General features: G+C 58.8%; 16 protein-coding genes. 9 read left to right on the top strand and 7 right to left on the bottom strand.

Annotated elements, in window-relative coordinates; genetic code table 11:
• Positions 1–266 precede the first annotated feature (266 nt).
• The gene (locus B5525_RS25515) at positions 267–3,392 is read right to left on the bottom strand and encodes an efflux RND transporter permease subunit (RefSeq protein WP_079568484.1); all 3,126 of its coding nucleotides are present in this window, start codon (positions 3,390–3,392) and stop codon (positions 267–269) included.
• Positions 3,389–4,519, bottom strand: coding sequence for an efflux RND transporter periplasmic adaptor subunit (locus tag B5525_RS25510; RefSeq protein ID WP_079568483.1), 1,131 nt, complete (start codon positions 4,517–4,519; stop codon positions 3,389–3,391). Before B5525_RS25510 ends, B5525_RS25515 begins: the two co-directional genes overlap by 4 nt.
• A 437-nt stretch (positions 4,520–4,956) precedes the next feature.
• Here B5525_RS25510 and B5525_RS25505 point away from each other — a divergent pair, with 437 nt between their 5' ends.
• The 5 genes from B5525_RS25505 to B5525_RS25485 all read left to right on the top strand — a co-directional run bounded on the left by B5525_RS25505 (position 4,957) and on the right by B5525_RS25485 (position 10,517).
• A complete protein-coding gene (locus tag B5525_RS25505; RefSeq protein ID WP_079568482.1) occupies positions 4,957–5,871 on the top strand; it encodes a sensor histidine kinase in 915 nt (304 codons plus the stop codon).
• Between the two features lie 27 nt (positions 5,872–5,898).
• Complete coding sequence (locus tag B5525_RS25500; RefSeq protein WP_079568481.1) at positions 5,899–6,528, top strand: response regulator; 630 nt, start codon at positions 5,899–5,901, stop codon at positions 6,526–6,528.
• Positions 6,529–6,773: 245 nt separating this feature from the next.
• The gene (locus B5525_RS25495; protein WP_079573769.1) at positions 6,774–7,409 is read left to right on the top strand and encodes a response regulator transcription factor; all 636 of its coding nucleotides are present in this window, start codon (positions 6,774–6,776) and stop codon (positions 7,407–7,409) included.
• A 169-nt stretch (positions 7,410–7,578) separates the two neighbouring features.
• Positions 7,579–8,697 (top strand): AI-2E family transporter, encoded by a 1,119-nt coding sequence (locus tag B5525_RS25490; protein ID WP_079568480.1) that lies wholly within the window; start codon positions 7,579–7,581, stop codon positions 8,695–8,697.
• Between the two features lie 74 nt (positions 8,698–8,771).
• A complete protein-coding gene (locus B5525_RS25485; protein ID WP_079568479.1) occupies positions 8,772–10,517 on the top strand; it encodes a metallophosphoesterase family protein in 1,746 nt (581 codons plus the stop codon).
• Positions 10,518–10,595: 78 nt separating this feature from the next.
• On the opposite strand, the gene B5525_RS25480 is transcribed toward B5525_RS25485, so the two are convergent.
• A complete protein-coding gene (locus B5525_RS25480) occupies positions 10,596–12,038 on the bottom strand; it encodes a basic amino acid/polyamine antiporter (RefSeq protein WP_079568478.1) in 1,443 nt (480 codons plus the stop codon).
• Positions 12,039–12,570: 532 nt separating this feature from the next.
• On the opposite strand from B5525_RS25480, the gene B5525_RS25475 reads away from it, so the two are divergent.
• The 4 genes from B5525_RS25475 (at position 12,571) to B5525_RS25460 (ending at position 15,624) form a co-directional block, all read left to right on the top strand.
• Positions 12,571–13,173, top strand: a complete 603-nt coding sequence (locus B5525_RS25475; protein WP_079568477.1) for a hypothetical protein — start codon at positions 12,571–12,573, stop codon at positions 13,171–13,173.
• A gap of 925 nt (positions 13,174–14,098) precedes the next feature.
• Positions 14,099–14,812, top strand: coding sequence for a Bax inhibitor-1/YccA family protein (locus B5525_RS25470; RefSeq protein WP_079568476.1), 714 nt, complete (start codon positions 14,099–14,101; stop codon positions 14,810–14,812).
• A gap of 64 nt (positions 14,813–14,876) precedes the next feature.
• Complete coding sequence (locus tag B5525_RS25465; RefSeq protein ID WP_425305325.1) at positions 14,877–15,314, top strand: DUF992 domain-containing protein; 438 nt, start codon at positions 14,877–14,879, stop codon at positions 15,312–15,314.
• 70 nt (positions 15,315–15,384) lie between these two features.
• Positions 15,385–15,624 (top strand): hypothetical protein, encoded by a 240-nt coding sequence (locus B5525_RS25460; protein WP_079568474.1) that lies wholly within the window; start codon positions 15,385–15,387, stop codon positions 15,622–15,624.
• A gap of 214 nt (positions 15,625–15,838) precedes the next feature.
• Here B5525_RS25460 and B5525_RS47940 read toward each other — a convergent pair whose 3' ends face one another.
• From B5525_RS47940 to B5525_RS25435, 4 genes are all read right to left on the bottom strand, one after another.
• Positions 15,839–16,081 carry a DUF6894 family protein gene (locus tag B5525_RS47940; protein ID WP_079568473.1) on the bottom strand — a complete coding sequence of 81 codons (243 nt, stop codon included), beginning with the start codon at positions 16,079–16,081 and terminating at the stop codon, positions 15,839–15,841.
• Positions 16,082–16,862: 781 nt separating this feature from the next.
• Positions 16,863–18,326: a metal-dependent hydrolase family protein gene (locus tag B5525_RS25445; RefSeq protein WP_079568471.1), complete on the bottom strand. Its 1,464-nt coding sequence runs from the start codon at positions 18,324–18,326 to the stop codon at positions 16,863–16,865.
• 212 nt (positions 18,327–18,538) lie between these two features.
• Positions 18,539–20,011, bottom strand: a complete 1,473-nt coding sequence (locus B5525_RS25440) for an alpha/beta hydrolase (RefSeq protein WP_079568470.1) — start codon at positions 20,009–20,011, stop codon at positions 18,539–18,541.
• Between the two features lie 97 nt (positions 20,012–20,108).
• A complete protein-coding gene (locus B5525_RS25435) occupies positions 20,109–21,563 on the bottom strand; it encodes a GntP family permease (RefSeq protein ID WP_079568469.1) in 1,455 nt (484 codons plus the stop codon).
• Positions 21,564–21,565: the final 2 nt, after the last annotated feature.

Raw genomic sequence — 21,565 nt, 5'->3', positions numbered from 1 at the left:
TCTGCAGAAGAACCGTGCCGGTCAGGAGCGACGTTCCTCCTCTCGGAGGGTGTCTCTGTCGGTCGGCGATGACCCCGACGAAAGCCGGCCGGCTGCAATTCCAACGAAACCGCATTGGAAATGGCATCCGCAGACTGCACGTTCAGGGTGAACGCGAATATCGGGTAATCACCCGGTCAAAGGTGGGAAATCACCTTAACCGCACCTTCATAGCGGATCAGATTGGGCTGGCCGAGCCGATGGCAAATAAGCAAAGCCGTCCTTGGTTATGTTTTCTGAAGATCCGAATCGAGCCTGGATGCGGCCTGGTGCAACGCGCGTTTGGCATCGATGCCGGTCTCGACGGAGGGCCCTGACGAGCCCTCAGTTCCTTTGAACCAGACAACATACAACGTGGGCAGAAAGATCAGCGTCAGAATGGTTGCGACCAGCAGGCCGCCCATGATCGCAAACGCCATCGGTCCCCAGAACACGGTTGGTGCAATTGGAATCATTCCGAGCACCGTCGAAACCGCCGTCAGCATGATGGGGCGGAAGCGCGAACTGCTCGCATCAATCGCTGATTCCCAGACGGTTTTGCCTTGCTCCCGCTCGGCATCGATCTGGCCTATCAGAATCACGGCATTCTTTGTGATCATGCCCACCAGAGCCAGAATGCCGAGGATCGCAACGAACCCGAGCGGTCTGCCAGATATCAGCAGCGCTGCGACGACGCCAATAAGCCCGAGAGGTGCCACGCTGAGGACCAGAAACAGCCTGTGAAAGCTTTGAAGCTGGACCATCAGGATGGTGAACATGATGAGGAGCATCATCGGCACGACGGCAATGACAGACGCCTGCGATTTTTTGCTCTCTTCCACCGTTCCGCCAACAACGATGCTGTACGATTCCGGAAGGGTCTTTGTCAGGGTTTCTACCGACGGGGAAAGTACTGTGACCACGGTCTCCGGCAGAGTCCCCGGAACGATGTCGGCCAGCACGGTCAGCGTGGGCACGAGGTCGCGCCGCCATATCAATGGCTGTACCTGCTCGTATTCGAAGGTCGCAAACTGACTGAGCGGCACTGTCCGCCCTCCCGGCACCGGGACTTGCAGACTGCGTAGGTTTGAAAGCGAGACACGCTGTTCGTCGGTCGCTCGTACGACGACATCGACCAGATAAATATCATCGCGCACCTGGGTCACCGAGATACCCGAGAGGACCGCATTCAGTACGGCGCCCACCGCCTGGGAACTCAGGCCAAGCAAACGCGCCTCATCCTGGTCGACGCGAATGCGCACCTGGCGTGCCGGCTCGATCCAATCGTAAGCGACATCTCCAATTTTGGGATTGGACGCGACGATCCGGGCCAGATTGAACGCAATCTCCCGGACCGCACTGACATCGGGACCGCTGACGCGATACTGCACCGGCCAACCGACCGGCGGCCCAAGTTCAAGCGGCGACACCCGGGCGATCGCACTCGGAAATTCGTCGGCCAGAAACTCTATCAGTTTTTTGCGCAGCCGTTCCCGTGCCGCTACGTCCTTTGCAACGATCACCGACTGGGTGAAAAAGTCGTTTGGCAATTGAACATCGAGCGGCAGGTAGAAACGAATTGCGCCGCGTCCGACATAAGTGCTCCACCGCGCTACGTCCGGATCCCCCTTGAGAAACGCATCAAACTTCTGCGCGGCCGTTTCGCTGGCATAGATCGATGCGTTCTGCGGGAGGCTTATGTCGGCCAGTAGCTCCGGGCGATCCGACGACGGGAAGAATTGCCGGGGAATGAGCGGGAGCGCCAGAATGGATCCTGCGAACAGCGCCAGCGAGAGTACGATCGTCAGCCACTTCGCTCGCATGGCGAAAGTCAGGAAACCGCGATAAAAGAGAAACACTTTGCCGGGGGTTGCGGTATTCGCCGCCTCTGGCGGTTTCAGAATCAGGATACCCAACAGCGGCGCAAAGACGACTGCAACGAACCAGGACACGACCAGTGCGATACTGACCACCGCGAAGAGCGAAAACGTGTATTCCCCCGCGGAGCTTGCCGCAAAGCCAACCGGCACGAAGCCGGCAATGGTCACCAGGGTGCCCGCCAGCATGGCGAACGCGTAGGTTCGGAAAGCAAATGTCGCGGCCTCGACCTTGCCGTCACCCAGTGCCAGGCGGCTGAGCGTGGCATCTGTGGTGGTCATTGCATCATCAACCAGCAACGCCAGAGCTATGATAAGCGCTCCAAGCGATATGCGCTGCATATCGATTCCCGCCATTTTCATGATCGGGAAGACAATTGCGAGTGTCAGTGGAATGGAAAGCGCGATAATCAATCCCGGTCGGATGCCAAGACTGATGAAACTCACAACCAGGATAATACCGATCGCTTGCAACAGCGACGTCATGAATTCGGAGATCGCGGCTTCAACGGTGACGGCCTGGTCCGCGACGAGCTTCGGCTCGATGCCGATCGGCAGATCTGCGGTGATCTTTGCCATAGCGCGCTTGAGGCTCCTGCCGAGCGCGAGAATATCGCCGCCGTCGCGCATGGCGATGGCCAAGCCGATGGCGGGTTCCCCATTGACGCGAAACTGGGGTTGAGGAGGATCGGAGTAAGCGCGCCGTACCTGCGCGATATCGCTGAGGCGGAGTATCCGTCCGCCAACGACGAAGTTGACATTGGCGACATCCTGCTCGGACTGAAAAGCGCCCGATACCCGAAGCGAAAGATCTTCGCTCCCCGTTTGGATCGTGCCCGACGGCCGTATTACGTTCTGCGCTTGTAGCGCTGAAATCAGCGCCGAACGGTCGATGCCAAGGCTCGCCAGCTCTTTCATCGAAAATTCGACGAAAATCCTTTCGTCCTGGGCTCCTAACAGTTCTATCTTCGATACGTCGGGAACGAGAAGAAGCCTCGAGCGAACATTTTCGACGTAATCCCGAAGCTCACGTAGGGTAAATCCGTCGCTGGTGAAACCGTAGATGATTCCGAATGTATCGCCGAAATCGTCATTGAAGCCCGGACCGACGACGCCCGCCGGCAGCGTGTGGCGCATATCGCCGATGTTTTTGCGGACCTGATACCAGGTGTCGGCGACTTCCTTCGCGCTCGCGCTGCCTTGCAGATTGACGAAGATCGTCGTGACGCCTGCGCGCGTGAAACTACGCAGGAAATCCAGATGCGGCGTCTCCTCCAGCGTGCGTTCGAGCCGTTCCGTGACCTGCTTCAGGGTCTCCTCCACGGTTGCCCCGGGCCAGCTGGCTTGGACCACCATCGTCTTGATGATGAAGGATGGATCTTCGCTACGGCCGAGCCGCGAATAAGACAAAGCACCGGAAATGACGGCAACAATCATCGTGTAAGCGACGAGCGAACGGTGGTTGAGCGCCCATTCAGAAAGATTGAAGCCGGTCATTGCTCTGACCCAAGTAGTCGGACTTTTTGCCCGGGGTGCAGAGCCTGCACGCCTGCTGTAACGACGATTTCTCCGGTGTCGACCCCCTGCGACACGACCACCTGCGCCTCTTCGAAGCGTAATACCTCGACATTTCGTATTGAAACCGTACGGCTTGACGGATCGACGATCCAGACGGCGGGCTGCTGATTGGATTTCGTCAGCGCCGTCGCGGGAATTTCGATGATTGGTACGGCATCCGTTTCCATGCGTCCGGTAACCGTGGCGCCAAGCCGCATCGCAGGCGGCGGATCAGTCAGGCCGACCTTGACTTCAAAAGTCCGTGTAACTGCGTTGGCTTGCGCTGCAACCTCGCGGACACGCCCACGTGCCGTTACGGTGGGGTCATCCGTCAAGCTCACCGTGATTTGCGGATCAGTCGGTGCCGACCGAATCAATTGAGCCGGCACATCGAAGACCGCGTCGCGGCCGTCCTGGCGCGCGAGCCTGGCGATCATCTGCCCGGCCTGGACAACTTCCCCGGCGCTCGGACCGATTCCCGTGATGACACCGGGCGCGTCCGCTTTGAGTTCGGTGAAGCTCACCAGATCGTGTGCGCTCTTCAACTGCGCCTCGGCTGCATCGACTTGTGATTGAGCGGTTTGTAGCGCCTGCGTTGCAACGTCGAAATTGGCACGGGTCGTCCACCCCTGGCCAAGCAGCGTCTCCTGACGGTCGAAATGATTGCGCGCCTGGGTCAACTGCCCCTGCGCGGCCGCCAGACCCGCCTGCGCCTGCCGCAATGTGTTCAGCTCGTTCTGTGGTTCGAGCTTCGCCAGCACTTGCCCCGGTTGTACCCGATCTCCGAGATTGCCGTCGTTCTTGAGGAGCCGGCCCGAAATACGAAATGCCAATGCTACTTCGTCTTCCGCTTCGACGTGGCCGGTAAACGAGAGCGGCACGCCAGCCTTGCTGCGCTCGATCGTCGTGGTTCGGACGGGGCGGGCTCCCGCAACCGCGGGCTCGGGCTCTCGCTGACACGCCGCAAGCGACAACGCGGCGGCCGCTATGCACGCGAACCTGTTTGCACGATTTTGCCTGTTTGCACGATTTTCATTCAAAACCGACCGGCAGACGCCTGTAGGCATGGTTCCACCCTTGGTGAGCCGCGAATGTTTCGGTCTGCGGCATCGCCAGATTGACCAACACCAAATCATCGGCCTGCTTACGAGGTGGTCCGGTCGCCTGGCGAAATACATCAATTCACCGCGATCAGTCTGGACCTGGAAAAGCGCCTCCGTTATCAGCAAATGTACTGACCGCAGCTATAGTGATAATACTGCTTAGGGGCTTCCCGAGCGGCTTCCGCCGCATCGATATGCTGCGGCCAACAGCATGCCGGACCCCACGGAAATGCCGCGTTGTTTTAGCTAAATCCGAAGCTTACTCGCAGTAGTTGCCACAATCCTTTCGCTTGACTCGACGGCGAGGGGGTTTTCTACTCATCTCGTCAGGACGACCGATGAGCAATTGCCCTTAGGGAGATCACGCAGCCTTCCCCTGTCTCAATTGTCTGGCGGAAACAATGAAGGAAACAAAGCCGAGCCCAGACGGATACGGATCTTGCCGAAGTTTCGCTCGGGCGAAGAGCGCGACCGCCGGTGACAGGACTACCGGTGATAGAGAGAGAAGCGCGGCAATCCGTGCGAACGAAAATATTGCCGTCCGCCTACTATCGCTTCAGGAAGATATACAGCAGCGGATCGCGTCCGACCTTCACGATTCGACATGCCAGCATTTGATTGCCGCGAGCTTGAACCTGCTGCGGCTGAGGCACGCGACGGGCGATGCAGGCACAGCAAAGCAAATCTTTGACGACATTGACGCCTCAATTAACCAGGCGCTTCAGGAAATTCGTGCCTTCTCGTATTTGTTGTACCCCCAAGATCTGCTCAACGACGGCTTGAAGAGCACAATCGAGCAATACGCAAACGGATTCTCGGCGCGCACTTCATTGAGGAGCATTGTCGACATCACTCCTGAGGTCTGCAGATTTCCTTACGAGACGCAGTGCTCGCTGCTCAGAATTGTTCAAGAAGCGCTCACAAACGTGTTCCGGCATGCGCACGCGACACAGGTCACGATCGCCATTGATGCCAGGAGGAATGATGTTCGGCTCCGTGTAATTGACGATGGCTGCGGGATTCCGACCGGTCAGGCAAAATCCGGACCCAAGGCCGTTTCGTTTGGTGTTGGAATTCCGGGGATGAGAAGCAGGGTGCGCCAGTTGGGAGGTACCTTCGAAATCCATTCCTCGACGGGACTGCGCCGAGGCACCACGGTCTGTGCCCTGCTCCCCTACCCTGCGCCAAGGGAGGCGCACACGCCACAGCCACCCCACAACCGTCCAGGCCATCACTATCCAGTGCGCGAGACTACTAAATTGAGCCCGCCGGTCGGAATTTGGAGAAATCCGAACCGCCGCGACGATCGGCGATAGTGCTATCGGCCAGGAGTTTGCAGGATCATGAAACGGATTCTTGTAGCTGATGATCATGAAACGGTGAGATCGGGGCTGCGTGCCCTGCTGGAAGGGCGTCCAGGCTGGGAGGTCGTTGCTGAGGCGCACGACGGCAATCAAGCCCTCGCTGCCGCCATCGAAATGCGGCCGGACGTGGCGATCGTCGATTATTCGATGCCTTTCATGACCGGCGTAGAAGTCACACGGCGTATCAGGGAACGTCAACTCGCGACGGAAGTACTGATTTTCACGATGCATGACTCGCATGAGTTGGCATTGCAGGCGGTACAAGCCGGCGCCTACGCTTTTTTGCTGAAATCCGATGCGAACAAGTTGCTGTTGGCTGCCGTCGAGTCGTTGATGCAACATAAGCCGTTTTACACCAGCGCGCTTTCGAGCGAATTGAAGGGCATCGCGGGCGGCAATGGCGGCCGGCATCAACTGCTCTCGCCGCGCGAGGAGACGATCGTCAGATTGATTGCCGAAGGGTACAGCAACAAGGAAGTCAGTGCGCTGCTAAGCCTCAGCATCAAAACTACGGAAACGCACAGAGCTACCGCCATGCGCAAGCTCAACGTACGCTCGACCGCTGGCTTGGTCCGATACGCCGTTCGCAACAAGCTCTTGGAGGCATGAAACCGCTTAGTTCGGACATTGGAAGCACGGTTCGATCCAACTCCGGCTGCGTTAATCAGGACGGACGTCCGCATGCAGCCTCGCAGATTCTTGGATCAAGCGCCGACTATCACTCGGGATATTCATCCCTGGAGCTTCAGGGTTTTGTGGGGTGATCGCCACGAGGATAAGCCCTTATAATAGATCACCCGTCGGGCAGTAAGTAATTGTCGATCAGAGGCCAGCGGATCCACGGAAACAGCACTGTGAAGCGAATCCTGATTGCAGACGATCATGAAGTCGTGAGATCCGGCCTTCGCGCGATCATCGAAAGCCGCGCGGACTGGGCCGTCAGCGGAGAAGCCGTCAACGGCAAGGACGCATTTGTGCGAACTCAGGAAATGAAACCGGATGTAGCGATTCTCGATTACTCAATGCCTCTTATGACCGGGGTCGAAGTCAGCCGGCGAATTAGATCCAGTCATCTGCGCACGGAAGTTCTCATTCTCACAATGCATGACAGCGAGGCGATTCTCGCTGAAGTCCTCATGGCGGGAGTACGAGGCTTTCTGCTGAAATCAGACGCAAGGGGCCATCTCATCGCGGCCGTCGAGGCGCTTCTTGAACATCGTCCGTATTTCTCCAGTCTGGTATTGGAGAAATTGCTCCACGATTATCAACTCAGCAAGAGGGACAGGCCGGCGATCGAATTATCTTCCCGGGAACATAACGTTGTTCAACTTATTGCGGAAGGACACACCAACAGATCCATAGGGGCCGTCATGGACCTCAGCGTGAAGACCGTTGAAACTCATCGCGCCTCGGCGATGCGCAAGCTTGGGGTTTCATCGACCGCCGAGCTGGTGCGGTACGCGATCCGTGCGAAATTGGTCGGGCTTTGAAACGTAGATATATTCGTCTCATCAAACCCCGCCTGGATGGCAGGAGCGCAGTGACCCTCGATGAGTGGGCGACGCAAAGGAGCTCCGGCCCTCTTGCGCTTCACTTGGCTCGAGGCAGCACGGAGCATCGCATTCAACCGCTCGAAACGAAGCAGACGTCGAGGGCCAAGTGACTGAACTAAAGCATGGCAAAGAGGCCGAAGTCATCTCGCGTGGTGGGATCTCGTCGAGAGCGGAGGATTCTGTTCCGCGGTTCACCTTGGCCGACGCCCTCACAGTACTGGGCGTCGCCCTCGGCATCCTGATCGTATGGCGAACGTCTTCGAGCCTTCTCATCATATTCGCAGGCATTCTGCTTGCGTCTTTTCTCGACAGCTGTGCTCGCGCACTCAGCCAGGTTTTGCCCATTGGCCGCATCTGGCGATTGAGTCTGGTGATTCTTATCCTGACCGGACTGATAGTCGTCGGTGCCATGTGGGGTGCGCGGAAAATCCCCGAACAGGCCAGTCTCCTGATCCGCGTGATGGATACCCAGCTTGAGGTCCTGCAACAGCGTATGCTGGCCGTTGGTGTTGATTTGTTCGGTCCGGAGGGCAGCCGCGATCTCTCCCGCTGGTTTCCCGATCACGACAAACTGTTCGGTCACGCCCAAACCGCTGTCGGAACAACGGCCAGCGTCTTGGCCAACACGCTTGTGGTGATGTTCCTGGGGCTTCTTTTCTCTTTGCACCCCAGAGTGTACCGCGACGGCCTGGTGCTGTTGGTGAGGCCTTCGTCTCGGCAACGCGTGGTTGCCGTTCTGGATGAAATGGGTAGCGTTCTTCGCTCCTGGCTTGTCGGTCAACTTATTAGGATCGTGCTGATGGGCGCCTGTGTCTGGCTCGCGCTTTATTTGCTGGGTATCCCAGGTGCCTTTCTTCTTGGCGCGCAGGCCGGCGCGTCAAACTTCGTCCCGTATCTCGGCCCAATTGTAGCCGGCATCCCGGTCGCATTGGTGGCCATGCCCCTTGGTCTTTCAAAGCTAATTTGGGCAATTGGGATCTATACCGCCATACAATCTATCGAAGGCTATGTGATCGGCCCTCTGATCCAGCGTCAAGCAGCGCAATTGTCTCCCGCATGGACATTGGTTGCCATCGTCCTGTGCGGATCCCTGTTCGGCGTGATGGGAATTGCACTCGCGCTGCCTCTGTTTGCGGTCGGCCGCGTCGCCGTTCTTCGGCTTTATGTCGAAGACTGGCTGGGAGATGATCTCAGCCGACGCCTCATCCGCCAAGCTCGGGGATAAGCGCGCGCGACCGGATCGGCCTGATAACTTCGGAGAGAAGGTAGCGCAGCCATGGTCGTGATCAGAAGCCCGTTATGAGCCCCGTGATTGATCCTCGTCTCGGAGACGTCGAAGATGACGCGTCAAGCACCAAGGCTCGTTCTCTGTATTCGCTTGCGGGGAATATGTTGGCTGAGATCAGTTTTCCGAAGCTCATTTGGTCGTGCACGGCTCTTTTCATCCTCCCAGGTCTACTCCTCGGTCTGACACCACTCGTTGCTTCGGCGTGGGTGGGCATGGTCTCACGCAAAATCGTGTCCCCTCTCCTCGGCATTTGGCCTGCGCTGGTTCTTGTGACCGTCCTTGCAATTGGATTGTTCGGCATCAGAAGCCTGCTTCGTGTCGCCGAAAGCAGCTTCTGGTCGTTGAATTCGCTTGCCGTCGAACCACTATATTTGTTTTTCCGGGAGGGCTTGAGGCACCTCTCCGAAACACTTCTGCAATCGCGGATTGAAGGCTCTCAGCTTGCCGTTCTGCGGGCCCGAACCGCCGGGGTCGCCGGCATCGTCATCTTTGCCCTGGCTTCGATGCTATTAATCGTTGCCTGGCCAACATCGCGCTGGCTCGGCGATTTCACCGATCTTGCCTCACCGGGCCAGTTGATTTCCGTCGCGCTGGCCAACAGCACGGTGCTCATGGCAGCCTATCTTGCTGGCGCTGCAGTCATCTGGGCCTGGGCCGACGCAACCATGGCTCCGCCTCGCGACTTCAGGGAGTTCCCGGCGAACCTGCAGGTGGTCCGGACGTGGCGTGTGGCCCATCTATCGGACATCCATGTCGTGGGCGAACGCTACGGTTTTCGTATCGAAAGTGGCCGAGCGGGTCCGCGCGGAAATATGCGCTTTAACAGGCTGCTCGCCTTGACGGATTCCATCCACCGGAACGATCCTCTCGACGCCATTCTCATCACTGGCGATGTCACGGATGCGGGCCGTTCGGCGGAGTGGTCGGAAATCTTCGACGCATTGGCGTCTTATCCACGGATTGCCGAACGGCTTCTTATCTTGCCGGGGAATCATGATCTCAATATCGTCGACCGTGCGAATCCGGCTCGCCTCGACCTCCCGACAAGTCCGAACAGGAAGCTGCGTCGACTCCGGTTTTTATCCGCCGTGGACGCCCTCCATGGTGAACGCGTTCGCTTGATCGACCACCCCCGACGTTGTCTGGCAGGCACTCTCTCGGCGGCGTTGAAACCGCACCGAGCGGAAATGGCTCGGTTTGCCGACCTTGGAAAGCCGCGACTCTCGGGGAGCCTGGATGAACTATGGTCGATGGTCTTCCCAATGGTGCTGCCGCCGGAGCAAGATGACGGTCTTGGAATCATCTTGTTGAACTCGAACGCGGACACTCATTTTTCCTTCACCAATGCGCTCGGAATGATTCCTGTGGAGCAGGTGAGAGGAATTGACATCGCGACGGCTCAGTATCCTCAAGCATCCTGGATTATTGCGCTTCACCACCACGTGATCGAGTATCCCAAAATGGCAAAGATGCTATCTGAGCGGATCGGCACGGCTTTGGTGAATGGAAACTGGTTCATTCGGCGCCTCCAGGCCCTGGGAGGCCGCGCCGTCCTGATGCACGGTCATCGCCACATCGACTGGATCGGACAATGCGCCGGCCTTTCGATCATTTCGGCGCCCTCCCCTGTGATGGAGGCGGCCAACGACGCCGATGCCTATTTTTACATCCACACTTTGGCGCTGCAACAAGACGGCGCCCTGGTCGTGTTGCGTCCCGAGCGGGTCGATGTGGACGGCCAAACGACGCGCGAGTAAAGGCTGCCTCACCGGCCCTGTTCGCCAGCCTCTGGCCGGCGCGCGCGATCTGCCTCTCCGTCCTGGAACTACAGCGCACTATATGGAGATGATGCCAGTCGCGAGGCTATACAGGCCGATACCGGCCGCAACGAGGATGGCGCCGAACATTATCGCCTCAATGATCGTAAACGCCGTCTTTTTCTGCTCCAGCCTGGCAATGACAAACAACGCCGTTCCGGGCCCGTAGAGCAGCGCCGCCAAGAGCAGAAGTGCTCGGCCACCAGCGTAGATCATCCCGGCCGCGTAGATCGTCGCTATGCCGGCACGTATACAGTCGAGGAAGCGACTCCGTGAATCGGTTCCGTAGGTTTCCCCAGTCCACGCCAATTTCAGCCCATACGCCGCTACCAACAAATATGGGATTAGCGTCATTGAGCTCGTCATCTTCAGCGCGAGATTGAATGCGTACTCTGCGAAATACGTAACAAGCAAGAACATTTGAATCGCGATGTTTGTCAGCCAAAGCGCGCCCACGGGAACTTTTTTGTTGTTCTCGCGGGCCAGGAACGACGGCATCGTGTGATTTACCGCGGCAGAGTGAACAACCTCGGCAGCGAGCAATGACCAGGATAGATAGTTGCCGAGAACGGAAATCAGAAGACCAACGCTGATGAAGACCTTGCCCCAATGTCCGACGATCGCTTCCAGCACACCTGCCATGGAAGGCTTGGCGAGCGCAGCCAGCTCCGGGCGCGGCAGGATTCCGTAGGACAGCATGGTGACGAGAACGAGCAGACAAAGCACGCCAAGGAAGCCGGTTACGGTTGCAATTCCAACATCGTTCCGGTTTTTTGCATAGCGCGAGTAGACGCTGGCGCCTTCAATACCGACAAAAACGAACACGGTGACGAGCATGGTATTGCGAACCTGGCTCGACACATTGGCGAAAGTCGCGTCTTCGCCGCCCCAGAAATTCTGTGCGAAAACATCGGCTTTGAATGCAAATACGACGATGATGATGAAGAGCAATATTGGTACAAGCTTGGCGTACGTGGCAATAGTATTGAGGGCTGCCGCTTCCTTGATGCCGCGCAGGATCAAGAAATGAACGCCCCACAGCAGCGCCGATGCAGCGGCGATCGCGGTGGGGGTAGTGCCATCGCCAAAGATCGGAAAGAACTGCCCCATCGTCGCCTTGATGAGAACAAGGCAGGCGACATCGGCAAGACAGCAGCCCATCCAGTATCCCGCCGCCGACGCGAACCCGGCATATTCCCCAAACCCTGCTTTGGCGTAGGCATAGATGCCGGAATTCAGTTCGGGCTTGCGCCGAGAGAGCGTCTGAAAGACGAAGGCCAGGAACAGCATTCCGACACCCGCGATGCTCCAGGCAATTAAGCCACCGAGAGCTCCGGTAGCGCGGCCGAACGACGACGGCAGGGCAAAGATGCCGGATCCGATCATCGAGCCCACTACGAGGGCGATGAGTGCGCCGAGAGAGAGTTTCTGTTCCGAAGAATTCGATTGAGGTTCCGCCATACCGTTGGGGCCCAGTTCGATGACGACATTCGCGGACGGCAGCAGAAACGCAGGAATAGTTGGTTCTAGATCGGTCGCGACGCCCTGTCAGTCAGGGTTAATCCCTAGTCTGCGGAAGATTGTTCAACCAGTAGGGTCGTTAGGCATGCGCCACGCGAAAACGCCTTGATCAAAGAGATGCATCGCGAGCTTTCGCTCGCTGTGGCACCACATACAATCAATTGCGCAACGCCCGCGCTCGCGGAGTGGTCATCGTGCTGCGCGGCAAGAGCCCTCGTCTGCGTGGCCCTCCCGCCGGATCCCCAAACTCGGGCGGCGAACTCGCTGGGAGCCCTGTCGTCCGGGTGATTCCCTGCTCGTCCGGGATTCACCTGATTACACAAGGTGCGGCAAAGGCGCAGTATGTTGCTGCACGAGAGACGCATTCTCTGCGCCTGCAACTTGCATTAGCCCGTCGGGAACGGCTCGTCGTCCATCCGTGCAGCACAGCAGGACGAGAGAGGCGGCGGCCAAAAGATCGAATGGTCCATCCATGAGCGACCTTGATGCGCCCCCAGGTCAAAGTGATTCCGGTGATAGCACCTCGAGAGGTGGCTTCCTTCGTTCTCAGTTACCCTTCCTGGCCATACTTGCGCTGGCGATTATCGGCGTGGCTTACACCAACATTTCGCATCGGCCTCTGGTGGGTTATTGGGAGTTCCTGGGGATTATGACCGGGCTCGCATGCGTGCTGACAGTCTGGGGGGAAACTGACGATAGAAACGCCCGTATGCGGCTGATATGGACGCAAGCGATTCATTGGGCAGCCGTCCTGGTCGCGATGAATGTTCTGCTCTTGTCCGGAGTTCAACAGCTTTTCCCGGCGATGGCTACCAGCCTCGTGCTCCTGATATTGCTTGCGCTCGGCACATTTCTGGCCGGCCTCAACCTGCCGTCAATACCAATCTGCTTTCTCGGCTTCGCGTTGGTCTTGGCCGTGCCGGCGATCTCCTGGGTCAAGCAGTCTGCGCTTTTTTTGGTTTTGGCCGTAATAGCCTTCATTGGCCTCGTCATAGCCTACTGGTCGCGCCGAGGCCCGACGCATCACACTAAAGCCGAGGAGAGACACGCCTCATATTCGGGATCGCCGGAGTAACCGTGGGAAGCCCCCCTCACAAATGATCAAGAAGAGGAATGCCCTGCGGCGAGCGGCATCGCGAGCCGCGGTCATCGAGTTGCCCAGGATAGAGCCGCACAAGGTTGATCAACACCTGTCCGTAAGGGCCCGGAAAACTGTTCAGCCAGTCGTATAGGTGATTGGCAAACCGCGGGCGCTCAGACGCTCCGCCGGCCCATTGAACCTTGTTTGGCCGATCCGACCCGCCGATGATACAGATTGAGGAAGCGATATCTCATCTCGAGAGGTCAGGCGACCTCGCCTGTTGTAGCCTGGCTAATGTCCACTGCCGTAGAAAGGGTGCCTCCCGCCTCGATGACGCCAGTGACGACCCGCCCGGGCACGAGGATGCGGCGGAGGTACTTCGGCGGCCGTCTTCTCGGATGAAGCCACGATTCGATTCCCGTCACCTGACGTGAGTGCTCTGACGCCCGATGGCTGAGCTGCCAGACCGACGAGACCACCGGCAGCCAAGATGCAGAGCATTGTCTTACGGATCATCACGGCCTCCTTCTTCCACGTTAACAATCGATGCATGGAGTTCCAGTCCGGGCGGCCTCGCTGCAGAGGTTGGTCGTATTGCCGTGCCCTCGTCGAAACATCCTAGCAAGGAACAGCGCGCGCCAACAAGAAGCCGCGCTTCCGCGCGAAATGGAATCGACGGCAACTCCATTTGACGCAAACTTGCCTAAACAGAAATTCTCGAGCGAATTTGCTGCCGAATCGAAAACACCAGCGAGGAGCGCAAGGCCACACCCTACCGCCGGAGCCGAGGGTTTTCCCCGATGGTGGCAGCTTCGGATATCTGGTCCAATTCGCGATGTCGCGGCGGTCCTTAGGGCCAGCAACGCAGGCAAGCTCGTGGCCTCCCGTGAAGCAACTCTGGTCAAGGAGGATAACGGCCATGTCGAATTTCGATCAAAACCCGGCCGCGCCCGGCACCCTCCGCGGAGCTGTCGCGGAACCTGATGTGGGCCTTCGCGCTCACATGTTACGCGTCTACAATTACATGGCTGCTGGCGTTGGCCTGACCGCCCTCGCTGCGATGCTGACATATCGGCTCACCGGTCCGGAGCTGCTTCAAAGTCCGCTGATGTGGATCTTCATATTGGCTCCACTCGGCTTGGTGTTCTTTATCAGTGCCCGCATAAACACCCTCTCGGTGCAAACTGCGCGGTACCTGTTTTTCATCTATGCGGCGTTGGTCGGGGTGTCGCTTTCGACGATATTTCATATCTATACTAACTCCTCGATTACTCGTGTGTTCTTCATCTCGGCAGCGACCTTCGGCGGCCTCAGCCTGTTTGGCTATACTACGCGGCAGGACCTATCGGGATTCGGCACGTTCCTGTTTATGGGTTTGATCGGTGTCGTGATCGCAAGCCTGGTAAACATGTTCCTGAGGTCCAGCGGACTCGACTGGGTGATCTCCATTATCGGCGTTGGCGTATTTGCGGGCCTCACTGCCTACGATACCCAGCGGATCAAGGGGATGCATGATCCAAACGATGACCAAGCTACCGCGGGTCGCAAGGCCGTCATGGGCGCTCTGTCGCTGTATCTCAACTTCATCAATTTGTTCATGCTGATGCTCCGGCTAGTCGGGAGCAGACGCTGAAGCGGTTCCTCGCGCCGCAGGCTCGTGTGCAATGTCTACGCCTCGCATATGGACCATCCTGTTTGTGTTTTCGATCGCTTTTCTGGCGTCGGCAGCTGCCGATGCACGCGAGCCTTTCCGAGTGGGCACACTGACATGCGATACGAGTGCGAGAGTGGGACTGGTTCTCGGCTCGCGTCAGGAGATGCGATGCGTTTTCCTCGCCAGTGACGGACGACAATACATTTACACGGGCCTCATTCGACGGCTGGGTCTTGATATCGGCATCACCCGAGGCGGAACGCTGCTCTGGCGCGTTTTTGCGCGAAACAGTCAAATCGGCAGGGGGACGCTAAGAGGGAGCTACGTCGGTGCCAGCGGCAACGTTGCTCTCGGCCTCGGCCTGGGGGCCAAGTTGCTGATCGGCGGCTCCCGACGGTCCGTAGTCCTCCAGCCGCTGTCGGTTGAAGGCCTGATTGGAATCAATCTGGCCCTGGGTGTGGCGAATTTGACTCTGCGGTGATCGAGTCAAGACGGGTGCTCGCGGCGAGCATACTCGTTTCTCGGTTCAAGGAATTGCATCAGGGAAGATCATGCGCGCGGGTCACTGGATTATCATCGCGGCATTGCTGGGCATCCTGGCCATCGTCGTTTGGTATGGTGTCAATGTCTGGGCACGAACGCCATCGATGCCAACATACGGCTATGTTGCAATGGGACTGGGCGCCATCGTGGCCATCGCGATTGGAGTTGGGCTGATGGCTCTGATGTTTCACAGCAATCGTCGAGGATACGACGACGACGCGCACAACGACCGAAGACTGCGGAAGTAGCGCATGGTCTCGCTCGGAAACGGTTCGCTCAATGGACTGCGGCCCGGCTGCCCGCGCCTGGGAATCGCCTTTGATAGTTCAATGAAGTCGGAAAACCGGGTTTACCGGCGCCCGCTCCAGCATGAGCGGCGGCGCGGTCAGGGTGTTTGCGCCTTCTGAAACGCACGCTGGCAGCCGGTCGCTAGCGAAAAGACGCCTCGGCAGCCATCTGGTCTTACCCTGCCTGCCAAGCGTTGGTGGGCCGTGGCTCATGGCACGCAGCCCAACATTTGAAAACAATGCTGCCGGTCTCATCCAGCACCAGAACCAGATTGGATCGACAGAGCGCGCCAGCCTTCGTCAATTCGCGCGCAAGGGCCTTGGCCTGAATCACGGCGATCTCGGGACCCGAGAGGCTGCTCCCGCCCTCGTCCGGAAACACTTTCGGACCGTCAAAGATGTGGAAAAAGTAACGCATCGGCTGTCTATAATTCGGCATGCCGGGAATTCCAGTGACAATCATGTAATGATGTACGCATCGTAATCTCGGTTAATTCGGCCGTGAGCCACAGGTCTTCCGGCAGATTGCTGACTGAGGTTGCTGCGCTCATAACGGAACTTTCGGCGAGCCCGCGCAGGCCACAAGCGGCGATGGATGTATCGCGCGAGAGCCGACCAAGCCCCACGCCTTGCCGCTGAGGTGATATCGTTCGTGCCCTAAGGTGATCACCCGATAGCGGACGTCGGAGCGGCCATGCATTCTTCTTGACGCCGGATGGGCCGACAAATTGCGTCACCGCGACAACGGTGCACTTGAATCTGTACGGCTATCCCAATTGCAAGTCGGCAAGATTCGTTTTGCCGTTTGGTGTCTTGAGAAACGGAGCAGACATATGGATATGAGTCGCCGCGCGATGCTCACTGATGTGCTGGCGGGCGCCGCTGTTGCTGCGGTTGGCGTGACGACGGTCGGCTGGGCTGTGGCCCCAAAAGCCCTCGAAGCGGCCCCAACAGGCATCCCCAAACCGGCGGGCGCTGAATTAGACGAACTGATAAAAGAGGTACGGGTCGTAGTTGTAAATCCGCGCCGTCGTCGCCGTCGTCGCCGATGGGTCTGCTGGTGGCACAGGGGCCGCCGCGTCTGTGGCTGGCGATAGCGGGAAACGTAGCGATCACGACGGGTGTTTCCCGGGAACGGTCATCAAAACGATGGGAAACCATCGCAGCATCCTGGAGAAGACCAGCACGGCCCCCAGGCCTCACGGTTGGAGTGCATTCTTGTAGATTCTTCCGTCCTTCATGATGATGAGAAGATTCTTGGCCGGATCCTCGATAAGCCTGATGTTCTCGATGGGATTGCCGTCGAGCAGCAACAGATCCGCAAGCGCGTTCTCCTGCACGACTCCCAGTTTTCCGGGATAGGGATTACGAGGACCGGACAAGCCGAGCAACTCGGCATTGGTGGCGGTCGCCATCGTCAGGATTTCGGCGTTCGAGTACCATTTGGTCAGATGGGTCAGCATCGTGCCCTGGCGCGCCGCCAGTTTTTCCGAGAACAGCATATCCGAACCGAATGCCGTCCTGATTTCATACTTCTTTGCCAGATTGTACGCGTTATCCGTTCCGCCGAAGACCTGAAGCTGGGCGATCCGGCTCGGTCCCGCCAAGACACCCGTGTCATCGTCTGTGAGGAAGGGCTGAATGCTCAGCCATATGCCCTTGTCGGCCATCAGCTTCGCCGTTGCTTCGTCCATCAGATGCGCATGTTCGATGCACTTGACCCCCGCGGCGATCGCACGCTGGATCGTGGCCGGCGCGTATGCATGTACCGCGACATACGTGTTTCTGTCTTCGGTCGCTTCCACCCCCGCACGCAATTCGGCCTCGCTGAGCGTGGACATGTCCAGCGGGCTGCGCGGTGAAGATACGCCGCCGCCGCCCACGAGCTTGATCTGCGACGCCCCCTGAAAGAGCTGCTCGCGCACACGTAAGCGAACCTCATCCGGGCTATCGGCAATATTCGAGGCGCCGGACTTCTCCAAAGCGCTCGGCGGGCCGGCCGGACTCCTTGGCACATCGGATAACGGACGCAAGTCGCCGTGCCCGCCCGTGGAGGTTATCATTGCGCCTGATGGATAAATACGCGGCCCCGACACAAGATCCTGATCGATCGCCTGCTTGAAAGCAAAGACGGGGCCGCCGAGATCCCGAACCGTGGTGAAGCCGCGCATCAGTGTACGCTCGGCCTCAGCGCCGGCAGCCAGATGAATGAAACCGATATCTCCGGTCAGCAAATTTGAAAGCGGCAGACTGGCAAACATGGAATGCCAGTGCGCGTCGATCAGGCCGGGCATGAGAACCCGGCCGCCGCAATCGATCACCTGCGCCCCATCGGGCGCCGCCGGATTACCGGTCGAGATAGCCTTGATCCGGTTGCCTTCGACAAGCAGACGAACCCCCTCGCGCAAGGAGCTCGATTTTCCATCGAATAGCCGGAAATTCGCGAACAGGATCGGACGCGATGGCGGGGCGGGCACTGCCAGTGCGGTGGCATGTCGGGATAGCCCGAGCGATGCGATTGAGGTCGTCATTCCCGCTACAAAGCCGCGTCGCGAGAGACCCGTATTGACGCGACGCGTCAGGACCTGGATTTCCGGCCTGTGGCAGAGGCAACCCGTGTGCTTGACCACATCTGCGTCATCATTCGAAGTACACGAGAACATGGATCGCCCTCCGGGTTGAACCTTCCGCTCATCTAAATTCGCATGCCTCGTCGGGCAATCAGGGTATTCACCCAGGCATTTCGGGTTTTTTCGGACCGACTCTCGCGTGCTGGCGCGCGAATCGATATGCCGGATTGATTTTCGGAGCAGTATTTCGGTGCAAGAATACCTGCGCCCGGCGCGCAACGGGCGCATTAGGACCTGGCGCTGCCCTATTGGGCGGGCTGGTTGGCCACGGCGGGAATACCCTCGCCGATCCGATCAATCATGTAGGGAAAGAACGGGTTCGACGATGCCCGCATCAGCGAGTCGAGGCTGGCGATCAGGACGTTGCGTTCACCTCTCGGCATCAGAGTACCGAGATTTTCTCCGAAATTCTCGGACCGGTCCGGTTTGATCCCGTACAGAGCGTCGCTGATCGGAAATGGCAACGCAACGTGCGACAAGGAGTAGAATGCCGGCGGATACGATAACCCGAGGGGATGCGACGTCTCGGCATCACTATCGGCCTCGGTAACGCGCTCAATCACATTGTCGCTTTCGTCATCGGCGTTGGTAATGATGGTGAGGCGATAGCGCCGTGGGCCGCTCGGTATGATGCGCGCGAGTACGGTGTCGGTGCTCGGGCGGAGCAAGGGACCGAACCTGGCTGTACGGTTAACATCGAACAGCACCAACTCGCTGTTATTCGCGGGAAGATAGGCATAGAGCGCGGATACGATGGCCCGCGTACTCACCGTGAAGTCAATCAGCGACTGAAAGGTGAGGATCGGCGGCAGCTGGCCTAATTTGTCTGTGCGGGCATAACGAGCGATTCGTTGCTGCAAAGCCCGGGTCAGGCGATGGGATTGGCGTGCGCCGTTGACGGGAAACGAATTGTATTTGAACGGATTGAACTCGGGCACTATGCCGAGCCACGCGGCCTTGGCGAAGGCCGGCAGGATCGCCGGTAAGCCCGCCAGACCAGCAAAGCCTGCGAAGCGTGTGATGCCGACCATGGGCGAAATCAATACAAGGCGATCCGGCCGAGACAGTCTTTCGTCGCCGATGGAATCGAGCGCATACATCAAAGCCAACGCTCCACCATTGGAGAAACCGACCAGATGCAATGGCGCGGACGGCCCCACGAGGCTGCGTGCTTCGCGCACCGCGAGTCGCGTCGCCGCCATCCAATCTTCCCATTCGACATCGGTCAGGGCGGCAGGAACGGTGCCGTGCGCCGGGAGCCTCGGCACAATGGCCACAAACCCGTGATCACGATAGAAACGCGCGATATGGCGCTGACTGTAGGGGGAATCCGTCAGGCCATGCAAAAGCACGACAGCACCGACCGCTTTTTCCTTCGGCTGGAGCACGAATGAGCGATTAAAGTCCTGGACGAAGTGCGCCGGATAGACCGGACTGCCGTCAAAATACCGGTTGGACGGCACGCGATCGCTCACCTCGAGCTTCCGGGAGACCTCGCGCTCAACGTCGTCGAAGATCGCTGCCTCGGCCGCCAGATATTGCTTCCAATCCGCCGTTTCGAGCTTTTCCGCATGCAGTTCGTGCGGAATGTATGTGTGCCACGGTTTGAGCGGCGGTCCCCTCTGCGTGTCGTAGATCCGGACGACGAGAAACGTCAGCAGGACCATGCCCAGCAGAATCCCCGCAAGTCTTGCAGATCTGAATATTTTCGCTCGCATGATCGGCTTTCTCTAACCGCGATGATGCTGTGGAAGACCGTCCTGGTAAGCGAGAACGGTCTCCGGCCCATCGTTTCTGCCTGCGCCCGCAGCATTTCTAGAAGGAGCCAAACGCGGAGCCCAGGGCGATAACCGCCACGAGGGCGATGAGTGCGCCCACAATCCCGACCATGACGATATCGAGATAGCTTTCGCGATGCGTCGAGCCACAGACGGTGAGCAGCGTCACGACCGCGCCATTGTGCGGCAAGCTGTCAAGGGTACCGGAGCCAATGGCGGCTACCCGGTGCATCAAGGCGGGGTCGATACCCTGCTCTGCAGCGATACGCATATAGGTGTCACCGAGCGCATCGAGCGCGATCGTCATGCCGCCCGAAGCCGACCCGGTCAGCGCGGCAAGCAGGTTAGTTGCCATCGCTAGCGAGACCAATGGCCCCCCCTCGATTGAAAGCACCCAATCGCGTACCGTTGCAAACGCCGGCAGCATGGCGACGACTGCGCCGAAGCCTACGAGGCTGGCAACACTGAACGCCGGCAAGACAGAGGCATTGGCGCCGGCATCCATGCTCTCGCGCAACGTCGGTAACCGCTGACGATTGGAGACGATAAGCACAAGAGTAGCGGCCGCGAGTGCCACCGCCACCGACCAGACGCCTGCAACAGCCGACAGGGACGTAGCGCCCCAGCGCTCCTCCGCCAGAAAGGAAAAGTCGAGACGCGGCAGAATAACCAGCGACATCAGGAGATTCACGCTCACGACCACGGCCAGCGGGAGCACGGCAACACCGATTGGCACCGCAGCATCGCCGTGGCGTCCGTGGTTGATCTCTGCGGGATCAAATTCGCGCGCGACCGTCGCCAGTTCTCGAACAACCGGATCATCAGCAACCGCGCTGGGCGCAATATCGGCGCCGTCGCCATAGCCTTCACCCGCTCGCCGCGCGGCGGCTTCGGAACGGGTGAGCCACCACAATCCAAATCCCAGCATGATTGCGGAGGCGACGACGCCAAGGCCAGGTGCGGCAAAGGGCGTCGTGCCAAAGAACGGCATCGGAATCGCGTTCTGAATGGCGGGCGTGCCCGGAAATGCCGTCATCGTGAACGTCGAGGTGCCGAGTGCGATCGCCGCCGGCATCAGCCGCCGCGGAATACCGGCGGCCCGAAAAAGCGCCTGCGCCATCGGAGCCAAAACGAAAAAGGCAACGAACAGGCTCACGCCGCCATACGTCACCAGCGCACCGGCGAGTACCACTGCCAGTATCGCCCGGCGCGCACCCATGCGCTCGGTCATGAAGCGCGCGATGCCTGCGACCGAGCCGCTGTCATCCATGAGCTTGCCGAATAGCGCCCCGAGCAGGAACAGCGGGAAGAATTGCGCGAGAAATTGCGCAGCACTGCCCATAAAGGTTTGGGTCCAATGCGCGAGCAGCGGCTCGCGCGAAACGGCGGCAGCTATAAGCGCCGCCGCAGGCGCCAACAGAAGCACGCTCCAGCCGCGATAAGCCAGCCAAACAAGCAGACCCAGAGCAAGCAGGATGCCTAGGAGGCCCATGT

The sequence above is a fragment of the Bradyrhizobium erythrophlei genome (genome assembly GCF_900129505.1).
GTDB classification, from domain to species: domain Bacteria; phylum Pseudomonadota; class Alphaproteobacteria; order Rhizobiales; family Xanthobacteraceae; genus Bradyrhizobium; species Bradyrhizobium erythrophlei_D.
This window is presented reverse-complemented; position numbering and strand designations above follow the sequence as displayed.

Coding starts and splice junctions, on each gene's coding strand:
- B5525_RS25445 (WP_079568471.1), bottom strand. CDS start 18,326: ATGTTCTCGTGTACTTCGAATGATGACGCAGATGTGGTCAAGCACACG.
- B5525_RS25460 (WP_079568474.1), top strand. CDS start 15,385: ATGCGCGCGGGTCACTGGATTATCATCGCGGCATTGCTGGGCATCCTG.
- B5525_RS25470 (WP_079568476.1), top strand. CDS start 14,099: ATGTCGAATTTCGATCAAAACCCGGCCGCGCCCGGCACCCTCCGCGGA.
- B5525_RS25510 (WP_079568483.1), bottom strand. CDS start 4,519: ATGCCTACAGGCGTCTGCCGGTCGGTTTTGAATGAAAATCGTGCAAAC.
- B5525_RS25480 (WP_079568478.1), bottom strand. CDS start 12,038: ATGGCGGAACCTCAATCGAATTCTTCGGAACAGAAACTCTCTCTCGGC.
- B5525_RS25485 (WP_079568479.1), top strand. CDS start 8,772: ATGAGCCCCGTGATTGATCCTCGTCTCGGAGACGTCGAAGATGACGCG.
- B5525_RS25440 (WP_079568470.1), bottom strand. CDS start 20,011: ATGCGAGCGAAAATATTCAGATCTGCAAGACTTGCGGGGATTCTGCTG.
- B5525_RS25500 (WP_079568481.1), top strand. CDS start 5,899: ATGAAACGGATTCTTGTAGCTGATGATCATGAAACGGTGAGATCGGGG.
- B5525_RS25515 (WP_079568484.1), bottom strand. CDS start 3,392: ATGACCGGCTTCAATCTTTCTGAATGGGCGCTCAACCACCGTTCGCTC.
- B5525_RS25435 (WP_079568469.1), bottom strand. CDS start 21,563: ATGGGCCTCCTAGGCATCCTGCTTGCTCTGGGTCTGCTTGTTTGGCTG.
- B5525_RS47940 (WP_079568473.1), bottom strand. CDS start 16,081: ATGCGTTACTTTTTCCACATCTTTGACGGTCCGAAAGTGTTTCCGGAC.
- B5525_RS25505 (WP_079568482.1), top strand. CDS start 4,957: ATGAAGGAAACAAAGCCGAGCCCAGACGGATACGGATCTTGCCGAAGT.
- B5525_RS25475 (WP_079568477.1), top strand. CDS start 12,571: ATGAGCGACCTTGATGCGCCCCCAGGTCAAAGTGATTCCGGTGATAGC.